At 44.8% G+C, this 14,825-nt stretch carries 11 protein-coding genes; 5 read left to right on the top strand and 6 right to left on the bottom strand.

The genetic code is table 11. From position 1 onward, the window contains the following. The first annotated feature begins 58 nt into the window (after nt 1-58). From AB5542_RS07375 to AB5542_RS07355, 5 genes are all read left to right on the top strand, one after another. Nucleotides 59-1,972: an Ig-like domain-containing protein gene (locus AB5542_RS07375; RefSeq protein ID WP_279037707.1), complete on the top strand. Its 1,914-nt coding sequence runs from the start codon at nt 59-61 to the stop codon at nt 1,970-1,972. Beyond that, nucleotides 1,969-2,730 (top strand): DUF3108 domain-containing protein, encoded by a 762-nt coding sequence (locus tag AB5542_RS07370; RefSeq protein WP_279037709.1) that lies wholly within the window; start codon nt 1,969-1,971, stop codon nt 2,728-2,730. Before AB5542_RS07375 ends, AB5542_RS07370 begins: the two co-directional genes overlap by 4 nt. 133 nt (nt 2,731-2,863) lie before the next feature. Beyond that, complete coding sequence (locus tag AB5542_RS07365) at nt 2,864-3,868, top strand: DUF4837 family protein (protein WP_118304438.1); 1,005 nt, start codon at nt 2,864-2,866, stop codon at nt 3,866-3,868. Between the two features lie 3 nt (nt 3,869-3,871). Then, entirely contained in the window at nt 3,872-5,029 is a 1,158-nt protein-coding gene (locus AB5542_RS07360) for a DUF1343 domain-containing protein (protein WP_279037712.1), read from the top strand. A 95-nt stretch (nt 5,030-5,124) separates the two neighbouring features. After that, the gene (locus AB5542_RS07355; protein WP_288215151.1) at nt 5,125-8,205 is read left to right on the top strand and encodes an AsmA-like C-terminal region-containing protein; all 3,081 of its coding nucleotides are present in this window, start codon (nt 5,125-5,127) and stop codon (nt 8,203-8,205) included. Nucleotides 8,206-8,267: 62 nt separating this feature from the next. Here the strand turns inward: AB5542_RS07355 and AB5542_RS07350 are convergent, their stop codons facing one another. From AB5542_RS07350 to AB5542_RS07325, 6 genes are all read right to left on the bottom strand, one after another. Further along, nucleotides 8,268-9,446: an AIR synthase related protein gene (locus AB5542_RS07350; RefSeq protein ID WP_279037716.1), complete on the bottom strand. Its 1,179-nt coding sequence runs from the start codon at nt 9,444-9,446 to the stop codon at nt 8,268-8,270. Between the two features lie 144 nt (nt 9,447-9,590). Continuing rightward, on the bottom strand, nt 9,591-10,307 hold the full coding sequence (locus AB5542_RS07345; protein WP_087420950.1) for a LytR/AlgR family response regulator transcription factor: 717 nt from the start codon (nt 10,305-10,307) through the stop codon (nt 9,591-9,593). An 11-nt stretch (nt 10,308-10,318) separates the two neighbouring features. Beyond that, nucleotides 10,319-11,383, bottom strand: coding sequence for a sensor histidine kinase (locus tag AB5542_RS07340; RefSeq protein WP_087420951.1), 1,065 nt, complete (start codon nt 11,381-11,383; stop codon nt 10,319-10,321). A 138-nt stretch (nt 11,384-11,521) separates the two neighbouring features. Continuing rightward, on the bottom strand, nt 11,522-12,742 hold the full coding sequence (locus tag AB5542_RS07335; protein ID WP_087420952.1) for an ABC transporter permease: 1,221 nt from the start codon (nt 12,740-12,742) through the stop codon (nt 11,522-11,524). A 132-nt stretch (nt 12,743-12,874) separates the two neighbouring features. Beyond that, a complete protein-coding gene (locus tag AB5542_RS07330) occupies nt 12,875-13,618 on the bottom strand; it encodes an ABC transporter ATP-binding protein (protein WP_087420953.1) in 744 nt (247 codons plus the stop codon). 21 nt (nt 13,619-13,639) lie between these two features. After that, a complete protein-coding gene (locus AB5542_RS07325) occupies nt 13,640-14,809 on the bottom strand; it encodes an efflux RND transporter periplasmic adaptor subunit (RefSeq protein WP_279037723.1) in 1,170 nt (389 codons plus the stop codon). Nucleotides 14,810-14,825 lie beyond the last annotated feature (16 nt).

The raw sequence follows: 14,825 nt of genomic DNA, 5'->3' as shown, positions 1-14,825 counted from the left end.
ATTGAAAGGATTTTAGCTTTTTTTCCCTAGTTTTGTAAAGTTAATATTTTTGAGGACTATGAATAAATTTTTTTGGAACGGATTCTGTTTTGTCGCTATTATCGTGGCGTTGATTATATATGCCTGTGCAAACAGGGGTTACCCGCAGGGAGGAGAGAAGGACGTGACACCCCCTCAGGTTATCAAGGAGGTTCCGGAATCTTTTTCAACGAATTTCAAGGGAAAGCAGATCGATATTTATTTCGACGAATATGTTCAGTTAAAGGATATTAACAAGAAATTCGTGATGTCTCCCCCGATGAAGAAGAAAGCCCGGGTGAGCTTGCGGGGAAAATACGTGCGGGTGACGTTTCAGGATTCTTTGAAACCGAACACGACTTATACGCTGGACTTTGCCGACGCAATCGTGGATAATAACGAGGGAAACCCGCTCGGTTTCTATCGCTACGTGTTTTCCACGGGGCCGCAACTGGATTCGATGGAGCTAGGGGGACAGGTCATTGATATGCAAACGCAGTTGCCCGTGCTGGGTGCTACCGTGATGTTCTACCAGAATACCGCGGATTCCGTGGCGCTGACCGATTTGCCGAGTTACGTGGCTAAAACGGATAGTGCCGGAATGTTTCGGGTGACTAATATTAAGAATGATACCTATCGGGTAATGGCAATCGATGATGCGAGAGGAAATTATTTGTTTGTGCCTTCAGAGACAAAAGTGGGTTTCATTGATTCTTTGATTCAGACTATATCGTTCCCCACGACAGTTTATGATACGATTCATCCGGACACGACGGTTGTCGAGGGACGGAGAACGAAGAAGGGAATGGAGTTCAAAGTGGTGTCTAAAGACACGATTGTCCGGCGTGATTTTACCATGTTTGGACCTACAAACTTGTTTATCCCGATGTTTGACGAGGAAAAGACTCAATTGTATCTGGTTGATGAGGCTCGTAAGGAGCGGGAACGATTGGATTTTACTTTCAGTATACCTGATGATAACCAGTTGAACGTGCGATTGTTAGGAGTACATCTGTTAGATAAGATTAATCAGGATGATTGGTATATCGAGGAACGTTCTGCCGGGAGGGATACGATTCAGTTGTGGATAAAGGACTCTTTGGTGTACAAGATCGATTCGCTCGTGGCTGAGGCCAGTTATTTGCGGACGGATTCGCTTGGTAAACGAGTGTTGCTTGCGGATACGATTAAATTCTATTACAAGGACAAACCGGAGCCCAAGGGTAAGCGTAAGAAGGAACAGGATTCCATTCCGGCAATTAAGTTTATGGAGATTAACGCGGGTGTTGGTAGTACGGTGGATTTGAATAAGAACATCACACTGGAGTTTGATCGTCCGATCGTGGAGGAGGGGTTGAAGAATATCCAATTGTTGGAAATGGTGGATTCCGTTTTGACCCCGGTTGACTTTAACTTGAAACATGATAGTCTGAAAATTCGTAGGTATTACGTGGAGAAAGAATGGAAGCCGGAAACGGAATATCAGCTGTTGATCGATTCGATGAGTATATATAGTATTTACGGGTTGTATAATAACAAGCTCGTGAAGGATTTTAAAACGAAAGCGATCGAGGATTACGGGAATATTATCGTGAACGTGAAGGAGGCTACAACCCCGATTATTTTGCAACTTTACCAGGGCGATAAGGAGATCAAGGTGCTGGAAGAACGGACGATCAAGGGAGATGGGAAGGTTATCTTTGATTACTTGGGAGAGGGAACTTATATGATCCGGGCTATTCTCGACCGGAACGGAAACGGGAAATGGGACACGGGTAATTACTTGAAACATTTGCAGCCGGAAGAGATAAAATATTTGCCCGCGGAGATAAAATTGAAAAAGAATTTCGATGTCGAGCAAGACTTTGACATGAGTAAAACGTATAAGAGAGAAGATCCGAGTAAAAAGAAGAATACAGAAGGAGATAAAAAAAGAAATAGAACTAATCGATGAGAACGATTATATTGATAGTTACATTGTTTGTGAGCCTTCCTGCCATATCGCAGAAGAAGTTGCCTAACGTGATAGAGAAACTGACTTACAGGGGCTATTACAACTGGAGCTTTATCTGGATTAACGCGGGTTCGGTGGAAATGACCGTACAGCCTTCCGACAAGTATCCGAATGCCCAGTGTATATTTGCCGTGGGGTATTCGAATCCTTCGTGGGACTGGGTGTTCAAGCTGAGAGATACGTTGGTATCGCATCATGATAGTATGACCTATAAACCTTACGAGTTTTCGAGAAAAGCGCACGAGGGGAATTACCATAAAACATTCGATTACGTGTGGGATTACGATAGCGGGGTGATCCATGCTGATATACACCGGATTGGAAAATACCAACGTAAGGATACGATTAAATTGTTGCCGGACACGTACGATATGTTGTCCGTGGCATGGTATGCAAGGGAATTGGATTTTGATAACTACAAGAAAGGAGACCAGATCCCGATACGTATTCTACTGGACGATAAAATATACGATTTATATGTTCGTTACTTGGGGAAAGAGAAAGTGAAGACGGATAGCGGGCGGCGGATGTGTCACGTGTTTTCTCCCTTGCTCGTGGCCGGTGACGTGTTTAAAGGGGGAGAGAATATGAAGGTATGGGTAAGTGATGACGAGTATCGTATTCCCGTGATGGTCGAGGCCAAGATTATCGTGGGATCGGTGAAAGGTATCTTGGATGAGGCCAATAGTAAGTTTTAGCAATTGAAAATGCAGAATTGAAAATATGCTGTGTTTTTGATTATATATATCGTTAGGAAGGGGTTTAATTAATATTGTATTGAGAGTGAGATTCATTTTCAATTTTCAATTTTCAACTTTCAATTCTATTATTATGAAGAATATTGTATTTGTTTTCGTGATGGTTTTAATGTTAGGTTCTTGTAAGGATGCCACGAAGAACCTGATGCCTGCCGTGACAGGAAAAATCAATCAGGTATTGATTATTGCCGAGAAGAACACGTGGGATGGTCCTGTGGGTGACACGATCCGGGAATTTTTTGGACAGGAACAGGATGGTTTGCCACAGGCAGAACCGATTTTTGATGTGCTTAACTTGCCGGAGAGGTATTTTGATAAGAATATGAAGGGACACCGTAACGTGTTGCAAGTCGTGATTTCTCCTTCTATTGACTCTGCTTACGTGCAGTATGCAGATAGCCCGTGGGCCAAAACACAGAAGTATATAAAGATTGCAGCCCCGGATAGGAAAACGTTTTTCAAGTTGTTTGATGAGAATAAGTTAAGAATTCTTGGTATCTATGCTAAGGCTGAGCGTGATCGGCTAATATCGGTTTATAAGCGAACTGCGGATACCCGGATCTTTAATTTGTTCAAGAAGAAGTATAATATATTGTTGTATTGTCCTACAGGATATTACGTGAATAAGGATACGACTGATTTCGTGTGGATGTCAAGTGAAACAACTAAGAACAGTAAAGGTATCATATTCTTTACTGAAAAGTACGAGCATGAAAGCCAGTTTAATTATGCCATTATTTTTGATCGGGTGAACGAGGAGTTGAAGAAACATATTCCCGGCCCGCGTGAGGGATCGTATATGGCACTGGATTTGGAGATCCCTTATACTGCAGTGCAATATAAATATAATGGGCATTATGCCGTGTTGTTCCGTGGCCTGTGGACGGTGGTGAATGATTTCATGGCGGGACCGTATGAGCTGAACGTGGTGCTGGACGAGGAACATCAGCGAGTGATCTATATGATGGGATACGTGTACTATCCGAACGAGGAGAAACGGGATATGATGAAACAAGTAGATGCTATCCTGAATACCATGGTGATTGATTATAAAGATAAGGAAGAGAAGACGAAGTAATCGATGAGATATTTAATATTATTTTTGGTGATAGCATCCGCGTGTACGGATGCTATTTCCGTGAATGTACGAGACGGGATAGAACGTTTTGAGGTTTACCGGAATCTGTTGACAGGAAAACGAGTTGGAATCGTGGCAAACCACACTTCCCGGGTAGACACGGTGCATAGTGTGGACTTCCTGTTGGAAAAAGGTATTCACGTGGCACGAATTTTTTGTCCCGAACATGGATTTCGGGGTACGGCTGATGCCGGGGAGACCGTGGGGGATTATATTGATGCCGGGAGTGGTTTGAAGGTGGTGTCCCTGTACGGGAAAAAAAAGAAACCCCAGCCGGAGGATCTGTCGGGAATTGACGTGATGATTTTTGATATGCAGGACGTGGGAGTACGTTTCTATACTTATCTGTCCACGTTGCATTACGTGATGGAGGCTTGTGCGGAACAGAACATTCCCTTGATCTTGATGGACCGTCCTAATCCGAATGCTTTTTACGTGGATGGCCCGGTCCTGCAGAAAGAGTTTAAGTCTTTTGTCGGGATGCACCCGGTTCCGGTCGTGTACGGGATGACGATAGGTGAATATGCCGGAATGATTAACGGGGAAGGTTGGTTGAAAGATAGCGTGACCTGTGATCTGACCGTGATCCCTTGCGAGGGATGGAGTCGGGAACAACCCGTGGCGTTACCTTATGCCCCGTCTCCGAATTTGCCGGATTCTGTTTCCATCATGCTTTACCCGTCAACTTGTTTTTTTGAAGGAACAGCGATCAACGAGGGACGAGGGACGCTACGTCCGTTTCAGGTGTTCGGGCATCCGAGCTTGAAAGGTATGCCCTATTCTTACGTGCCTCGCCCGATTAAGGGAATGAGTATGCAGCCCAAATGCAAGGGACAAACTTGTTACGGCATGGATTTGCAGGGAGAATACCACACTATTTTAAAGATGAAACGTCTGAATCTGGCTTGGTTATTGCTGGCTTATCAAGAGTATAAAGGCAAGGAACCCTTCTTTAATGCTTTGTTCAACAAGCTGGTGGGAAATGATAGAGTGCAGCAACAACTGAAGGATGGAGCAACGGAAGAAGAGATTCGTGCCGGATGGAAGGATGAGGTTGCCGAGTTTATGAAGGTGAGAGAAAAGTATCTGATTTATGATTAAAAATGTTGGTTAGCGGGAGGGAATCACTTAATCTAAAATCATAAATCAAGAAATTGATAGGATCTAAAATTTGAAATTATAAATCAAGAAATGTCATGTGGCGTTTATTAAAGTATTTCTTTATTTCACTGTTAGTATTGGTGATCTTAGTGTGTGCTTCGATAGGCATCGTGTTGAATTTTATCTTTACCCCGGAGAAGTTGACTCCTATCGTGGAGAAAAGTGCCAATGAGTTTTTGAATGCGGAAGTACATTTTGACGCAATCGAGTTAACCTTTTTCTCGACTTTCCCGGAATTCGGGCTTGAAATGCGAAATGGTAGCGTGGTGACAAAAGTCTTTCAGGATTCGTTGAAACAGGAGAATGTTTATGCTGCTACTGATTCATTGATGAGTTTCAAGCGTTGTCGGCTGATCGTGAACCCGATGGCTTATCTGTCTCGAAAGGAAGTTATCGTGAAAGAATTGCGTTTGGAAGAACCGCAGATTTACGCTTATATTGACACGAACGGGGTTCCTGGTTGGAATGTAATGCGGGAGTCTGCTGAACAGGATTCAGCGGTCATGGTGGAGACGGATACGATTCAAGAAAAATGGATTGAAAGTATTGATATTCGTAACATTCGTATTGAGGGTGGAAAACTCGTGTTTGATGATCGTGCGAATGAACTTTATGCCCGATTGGAGGGGTTCGGTTTGAAAATCGATGGAAATTTTATGGAGCGGAAGGCGGACTTGCAGTTGGATGTGAAAGCAAAGAATATTCTTTTCTGGCAAGAAGGTAATTTACTCGTGAAACGCTTGCGGTTTGCTTTGCAAACAGGAATGCGTCTGGATCGAGATTCAATGCTTTACGTGTTGGATAAAGCTGTTATGAGGGTGAATAGAATGAAATTCGGGGTAGGAGGACGTTTACAGGCAGATACATTGAATCGTTTGTTGGACGTGGACCTGACCTTTGGGATAAAAGTTCCTTCTTTGAAAACCCTGCTTGACCTTGTTCCGGAAACAGTACTAAAACATGATGAAAACGTGACGGTATCGGGAGAGGTGTTATGCCGGGGAACGTTGAAGGGGAAATATGGAAAGGATCGAGTTCCCGTGTTGGATGCTCGTTTCAAAATAAATGAAGGCTCCGTGAAATACGCGGGGATGCCTTATTCGTTGGATAAATTGGATGTTGACTTGGAAGGTGTCGTTGATTTACAGAAAGAACAACCTTCATTCTTGAAATTAAACCGGTTTTACGTGAAGGGAACAGATGTGGATGTGGATTTAAATGGCCGGGTGGATCAATTACTTTCCAATCCTTTGATTACCGCGAGCGTGAAGGCGGATGTTGATTTCTCTATATTACCCAAAATATTCCCGATACAAGAGGGGGTGACATTGACGGGAAGTTTGAATGCAGGGCTAAAAGGAAATGTTTTATTGGCTGACATAAAGAATAAAAACTATGGAAAACTGGATATTCGAGGAGGGTGTCAATTAAAGAATGTTTTGTTAGCCAGCGAAAAGGATAGTTTGAGATTACGTTCAAAATCTGTGATATTGGGATTCGGAACCAATATGGAAGATAAGACTATCTTGCAGGAAAAGAACCTGTTGAATGGAATCTTTGGTTTTGATAGTGTCGATATACAGTGGAAGAATGCTTTAACCTTTCACATGGATACTTCTTACGTGAAGGTAAAAACTTCTCCCTTGCGGGATACCACGGCTGTTGCCTCTATGTCGGCAGACATTCGTTTCGGATGGATTGACTTGGTGATGGGTGACTCCCTGCGGTTCCGGATGGGAAATAGCACGGCTAATTTTGCCTTGACTCCCTCTCCGGAAGATAAAAAGCTCCCGTTAGTAAAAGCGAAGGTCAATATGGATAGTTTACGGGTAAGAGCTAGAGGGAATCGTTTACGACTGGCGAATGCCGGATTTGATCTTTCGGGAGTTCCGGACCGGAAAAATAAACGTCAATGGCTCGCCAGTGGGGTAGTCGGCTTTAAGGATATGCGGGTGTACACCCCCTTGTTTCCTCTGCGGATGCGTATGCCGGGGACGAAGATTACTTTAAGTCCCGGACATATTAAATTGAATGGTGCAAAGTTGAAGATGGGACGTTCTGATCTTTTGTTAACCGGGGAAGTGTACAATCTGGCGGGTGCATTTTTGCGGCAGGAGGATTTGAAAGCTAATTTGAAGGTGAGATCGAATATGATTAATTGCAATCAATTGATGAAAGCCATGGAAGTTGGGGCTGCCAATCGAATGAACATGAAGTGGGGGACAGAAGAGGAATTAAGTGAGGATGAATTGTCTGATGTGGATTTAGCGGCTGATTCCACGTACGTGGCTGACTCTACCATGTCTGTTTTTGTTGTTCCTCCCGGTGTTGATTTCACGTTTGAAACGAATATTAAGAAGGTGTTGTATGGAAAGTTGGAATTGGATAGTATTCACGGGAAAGTGGTGATGCAAAATCAATGTATCGAGTTATCGGATTTGAGTATGCGTTCCATGGCGGCAGATGTGAAGACCACGATGTTGTACAAGGCTTCCGGGAAAGAGAAAGCGTATACCGGTTTCGATTTACGAATGGATGATATTGACGTGGGGGCGTTGATTAATTTTATGCCATCTTTGGATTCGATCGTCCCGATGCTGCGCTCTTTCGATGGGCTGGTAGATTTCCATATGGCGGCGGAGACAGATCTGGATTCTACAATGATGGTTGATTTACCGACCTTGAGGGCTGTGGCTTACATTGATGGTAAGGATTTGGTGTTGATGGACGGGGAGACGTTCTCGGAGATTTCCAAAATGTTGATGTTTAAAAACAAGGAGCGTAATCTGATTGATAGCGTGGCCGTGGACTTCCGCATCAAGGATGGTATGATTGAAGTATTCCCCTTCTTGGTTGAGGTGGATCGTTACAAGGTGGCCGTGGGTGGAGAACATAAGATCGACATGACTTTTAATTACCATATTTCCGTGTTAAAATCACCTGTACCCTTCAAATTGGGAGTAGACATTTACGGGTCGATGGAGAAGATGAAATTCAAGATTACGAAGGCAAAGTACAAGGACCTGTTTATCCCTTCCAAACGAGCGAAGGTGGATAGCGCCCAGATTAATGTACGTAATCAAATTCGACGGATATTGCAATCTGCGAGGGAATGATAAAAGGATGCCTGCAGGCATCCTTTTTTTTATATATAGGTTTTAAGAATCAAACCCACGGTTCAGTATATGAACTTCCCGAGTTCGCTGATTATCGTGAGCTTATTACCTTTTCCCTCATCGTTATCGTAGCAACGACCAACGATTTGGGCATCGATGTTAAAGCTTTTGGAAATGGCGATGATGTCATCTGCAATCTCTTCGTCCACGTAGATTTCCATACGGTGACCCATGTTGAATACCTTGTACATTTCGTCCCACGGGGTTCCCGATTGTTCCTGAATTAATTTGAACAGGGGAGGAACAGGGAACATATTGTCCTTCACGATGTGCATGTTCTCCACGAAATTCATCACTTTGGTTTGGGCCCCACCGGAGCAGTGTACCATGCCGTGAACTTGTTTCCGGTACTTGTCAAGCACCTGCTTGATTACCGGGATATACGTACGGGTCGGAGACAATACCAGTTTCCCGGCATCAATGCCCAATCCGGCAATTTCGTCTGTCAGTTTACATTTTCCGGAGTAAACGAGTTCTTCCGGAACGGAGTTGTCATAGCTTTCCGGGTATTTCTTCGCCAGATATTTGGCAAACACGTCATGACGGGCAGAAGTTAGTCCGTTGGAACCCATCCCACCGTTGTATTCTGTTTCGTAAGAGGCTTGCCCGTATGACGAAAGTCCTACAATTACATCTCCCGCTTTGATACGGTCGTTAGAGATCACGTCCGAACGTTTCATCCGGCAAGTCACCGTGGAGTCCACGATAATGGTTCTCACAAGATCCCCCACGTCTGCGGTTTCGCCTCCGGTAGAGTAAATGTTTACTCCCAATTTCCGGTATTCCTCGATCAGCTCTTCCGTTCCGTTGATGATGGCCGCGATAACTTCTCCCGGTATCAGTTTCTTGTTTCTCCCGATCGTGGAGGAGAGCAGGATATTATCCACGGCACCCACGCAGAGCAAGTCGTCGATGTTCATGATCAAGGCGTCTTGTGCGATACCTTTCCACACGGATAAGTCCCCGGTTTCTTTCCAGTACATATAGGCGAGTGAAGATTTGGTTCCGGCCCCGTCGGCGTGCATAATGTTGCAGTAGCTTTTCTGGCCTCCGAGATAATCGGGGATAATTTTGCAGAAAGCTTTCGGGAAAATACCTTTGTCGATATTTTTTATGGCGTTATGCACATCTTCTTTGGATGCGGACACTCCTCGCTGGTTATATCTTTCGTCTTTTCTCATGGCAATTGAAAATTGAAAATTGAAAATTGAAAATGAAATGTTTTCATGAATTTCTCATTTCCAAGAATTCAAATTTTCCTAATACTAATTCTATTTATCTGTTCGCAAAGGTAGATATAATTTTCAATTTTCAATTTTCAATTTTCAATTAATTGCTCGTTTATCCAGCAATTCCATGAAACGTTCCTTGTAGGAATCGGAAATAGGGATGTAGAGTTTCCCGAACACGATTCGGTTCCGTTCGATGGTTTTAATTTTGTTGATATTGACAATATAGGAACGGTGTACCCGGATGAATATATCGCCGGGAAGATGGTCTTCGATACTTTTCATGCTCATCAGCGTGAGAATACCGCCCTCCTTGTCCTCGGTTTGGATACGAATGTAATCTTTTAGTCCTTCGATGTAAAGAATATCCTTCAACTGGATCTGGATCAATTTGTAATCGCTTTTCACGAAAATGGAATCCGGCACGTTGGCGGAAACATTCTCCGCCCGGCTCATCTCGATCCAACGTAAGGCTTTCGTGGCAGCCCGGAGAAATTCCGTGTAATTGAACGGTTTCAGCAGGTAATCCAGCGCATCAACCCGAAAGCCTTCCAGCGCGTATTGTTCGAAAGCGGTGGTAAAGATGATTTTCACTTTGTTGCCCACGAGACGGGACAATTCAAGCCCGTTGAGTTCGGGCATCTGAATATCTAGAAAAACCAGATCTATTGGTTCTTCCTCTATGACGGAAAGCGCTTTCACGGCACTATCACATTGTGCGACCAGGTGTAGGAACGGTGTCCGGCTCACGTAGCTCTCTAGCAAATCCAAGGCTAACGGTTCATCATCCACGATGAGGCAATTCAGAGTCATGTCCTTTCATTTTAAAGTTGAATAAGCAATTCCGTGATAAATCGGTTGTTAAGGGTTTCAGCCTTAAAGATATATTTTCCGGGATAGAGTAACTCCAGACGGCGTTTTAAGTTGGTTAACCCGATTCCGGAGCCACTCCGGTCGTTGTCTTTTTTAGGATAGTTACTGTTTTCCACGAGACAGTTGATCCGGTTATTCCCCTGCAATTCGAACTTAATGTTTATAAATGATTCCTGCGTGCTACTGACCCCGTGTTTGAACGCGTTTTCGATCAGCGGGATAAACAAGAGCGGGGCGATCATGATTCCGTTGCCTCTTTCCGGGATGGAAACTTCCAGCCGAGTACTTTTAGGTAAGCGGAGACTCATTAGCTCGATATAGCTTTTCATGAACTCGAATTCTTTATCTACCGACACGAAATGCTGGTTATTCTCGTATAGGACGTGACGGAGCATACGACTGAGATCATGGACGGCATACTGGGCCTTGTCTTGGTTGATAGCGATGAGCGAGTAGATATTGTTCAAGGTATTGAATAAGAAGTGCGGGTTCAACTGGCTTTTCAAGTTTTGAAGTTCCGCCTCGGCCTGAGCTTTTTTTAGTTCTTGTTTCTCGTTCTCGGTTTCATACCATCCCCCGGTCATTTTGATTGCCACGCTGAGGGCGACGGTCAATGCCATGAGCATCATGTCCCGGGCGATAAACACGTACCGGGGCGGTTTAGGTAAGGACTCTTGTAACTCTTTCAATGCTTTCGGAACGGGTTCAGATAAATGTTTCCGGTGAAAGTCCTGCCAGAAATGAAGACTAGCTCCCAGGAGCATCACGAGAACGATGTTACTTAGAATAAATGTTGATACTTTTCTACGGAAAAGCTGTCGTTCGATCAGCCAGAGAAAATTCGTGTAGAATATGATCAGGCAGCTTAACGGGACGAAACAATATCCCAAATATCTGTTTAGGGTAATTGAAACACCTTCTCCGCGATAGAAGAAAAAGGGAAGGGCAAAGAATATTCCCCATCCAAGCACGTGGATGGCTCCCGTTAATATCTTCTTGTTCCGTGTCTTTTGCATTATATCGTCTTTCTCCACTTGCAAAGGTATAAAAAAAGTTACAAGTTACAGGGTTGTAAGTTACAAGTTTATGGAAGAAGTTCTGTCGAACCGGTAACTTGAAAACTTGCAACCGTAACTGCCGGGTTTCCCGGCAATCTATTCGTATCGTATAGCATCGATTGGGTTTAATTGGGATGCCTTTTGTGCCGGATACCAGCCAAAGAATATTCCGGTAACCGTGCAGACCAGGAAGGAAAGCACGACAGAATACATCTGGATGTATATGGGCCAGCCGATAGCGTATTTAATAATAAGTGATGAACCGATTCCAAGAACTACCCCGATAATACCTCCCGTGACGCTGATAATGACCGCCTCGATAAGGAATTGGAATAGGATGTGTCGTCCTTTTGCCCCGATGGACATGCGAAGGCCGATTTCCCGGGTTCGTTCGGTGACGGATACATACATGATGTTCATGATTCCGATTCCGCCGACAAGTAATGATATTCCGGCGATACAGGCCAACAGGACAGTCATTAAGTCGGTTGTCGTACTCATCATGGAGCTGAGTTCTTCTTGCGAGCGCACGTGGAAATCGTCTTCATCTCCCGTGGCTATTTTATGATTTTGGCGCAGAATAGCGGATATTTCCTCGATAGCCTCTTCCGAATCGTCTTCCGTGACGGCCGAGGCGAATATTCCTTGAATGTAGGTGATGGCCAGCAGACGTTTCTGTATAGTGGTATAAGGGGCGATAATCATATCATCCTGGTCCTGTCCCATGGAGTTATATCCTTTGGGTGTCAATACCCCGATGATGCGGAAGGGGGTTTTGTTGAACCGGATGGTCTTTCCCAGTGGTTCTTCTCCCTTCGTGAATAGGTTGTCGACAACGGTTTGTCCCACGATACATACTTTTGCGGAAGTTTTGATGTCGTGATCCGTGAACATCTCACCTTCCCCCACGCTGAATTTCCGGATGTCAAGATAATCTTGGTTTACTCCGTAGATGGTTGTCGGGGCATTATTGGCTCCGTATATAACCTGACCGCTTGAATTCACGGAAGGGGTGCATTTGTCGATCAAGTCCACGTCACGAACGATCGCCTCGTAATCTTCCAGTTTCAGCGTTTGCATACTACTGGCACTTTGACGGACTCCCCCGAACTTCCCGTTCCCGGGATGGATCATGATCATGTTGGACCCCATCTCTGATATTTGGTCACGAATGCTACGTTTTGAACCTTGTCCGATTGCCAGCATGGAAATCACGGACCCCACTCCGATAATGATTCCCAACATAGTCAGGAATCCCCGGAATTTGTTGTTTGCCAAGGCTCGTAAAGCGATTCGTATTAAATTTGCGTAGTTCATGTGTTAATTTTAGATTTATGATCCTATTAATTTCTTGATTTATGATTTTAGATCCTATCGATTAAGTGATTTTAATCACCCAATCATCGAATCGGCAATCACGAAATCTTTTTCATTCTAAACTCTGAATTTTTAATCGTTCTCCTTGGGTAGCGCATCCAATACTTCTTTGGCCGATGCTACATTCTGGTTAATCGTGTCTTCCGTGATGTGGCCGTCCCGCAGAACGATGTTGCGACTGCTGAACTGGGCGATTTCGGGATTATGAGTCACGAATATAATGGTTCTTCCTTCCGCATGAAGGCGTTGAAAAAGCGTGAGGATCTCGAATGAAGTACGAGTATCCAAGTTTCCCGTGGCCTCGTCGGCAAGCAGGATTACCGGGTCATTCACGATAGCCCGCGCGATTGCTACACGTTGTTGCTGTCCGCCGGACATCTGGTTGGAACGATGGTTGATACGGTCACTCAGTCCCACTGCATTCAAGGCATTCATGGCTTTCTCCCGACGTTCGCGGGAAGAAAAGGCCGGGTTGTAAAGTAACGGTAACTCCACGTTCTCCAAGGCGGTCGTTTTGGGTAACAGATTGTAGGACTGGAACACGAAACCGATCTTGCGATTTCTCAACGTGGCCCGGTCATTTTTTCCCATGTCTCTGGCCGCGATACCATCGAGGTAATAGTCCCCCGAGGTGGGAGTGTCGAGGCATCCGAGGATATTGAGCAGGGTGGATTTCCCGGAACCACTCGTACCCATTATCGTCACGAACTCTCCGGCACGGATCGAAAATGATATACCGCGCAAAGCATGAACGGTTTCCGATCCCACCTTAAAATCCCTCCTCAGGTTTTCTATTTTTATAATATCATTTGTCATGAGTTCAATCTTATACGGTAACTATTTTTTCTTTTGTCCCGGACGTGGCGGCATGAACGGATTGGATTCCTCGCTGCCTCCTTGGGGTGCCACGTTCTTACTGCGTTGGATTCCCACGATCAAACGAGCGCCTTCCGGTAGACCGTCTTTCACTTCCGAGTATATTCCGTCGCTGACTCCAACTTTGATTACTTTAGGAACGATACCTTCTGCCGTTTGTAACCAAACGACTTTTTCACCTCTTCCCGCTTGCGGGGCTTGTGCGGTTTGCGGGTCTTCCGGGTTGGTCTCCGGGGTAAAGCGGAAAGCTTTCAACGGGGCCAGTAGAATGTTGTCCTTCTCCATCGTGTAGACCGTGATGTTGGCGGTCAATCCCGGTTTCAGTTTCAATTCCGGATTCGGGGCATCAATAACCACCTCGTAAGTGACCACGTTGGATTCTGTTGTCGGGTTTAGACGCACTTGAGTCACGTCGCCCTCGAACGTGTCATCCGGGAAAGCGTCAACCGTGAACGTCACGCGTTGTCCTTCGAGTACCTGACCGATGTCAGCCTCGTCCACGTCAGCGATCACTTGCATCTTGCGCAAATCGTTAGCGATGGTGAACATGGTCGGGGTTTCGAAACTGGCGGCAACTGTTTGTCCTTCTTCCACTTCTCTGGATAATACAACCCCGTCAATCGGTGAGGTAATCGTTGCGTAATCGAGGTTTGATTGGGCCTTTACCATCGTGGCTTGTGCTTTCTCGTAAGCTTGTTGTGCTTTCTCGTATTGATATAATGCTTCCTCGTATTCTGTTTCGCTAATCAAGTTCTTTTCGTGTAACTGGCGTAGACGTTTGAAGTTTTTATCTTGATACTCGAATTCGCTTTTGCTTGATTTCAAGTTTGCCATTTCCGATTTCAACTCGGCTTCCAGTAGCTTCCTGTCGAGTTCGGCAAGTAATTGTCCTTTTGTCACGACGGAATTGTAGTCCACGTAAATGTGTGAAATCGTTCCGGAAACCTGGGTACCCACGTCTACTTTGGTGATTGGTTCTATCGTTCCCGTGGCGGTCACCGTGTTGTTGATGGAGCCTTTTTTTAGTTCGACCGTTTCGTACGTCGTCACTTTCTTATCTCCCGAGCGGAAGAAGAAAAAGACCCCGACAATAACGGCTATGACGATGATTATGGTAACAATCTTTTTCATGTTGTTCTATAATTAA

The sequence above is a fragment of the Butyricimonas sp. RTP31003st1_G1_RTP31003_210430 genome (assembly GCF_040920905.1).
In the GTDB taxonomy this organism is placed as follows: domain Bacteria; phylum Bacteroidota; class Bacteroidia; order Bacteroidales; family Marinifilaceae; genus Butyricimonas; species Butyricimonas paravirosa.
This window is presented reverse-complemented; position numbering and strand designations above follow the sequence as displayed.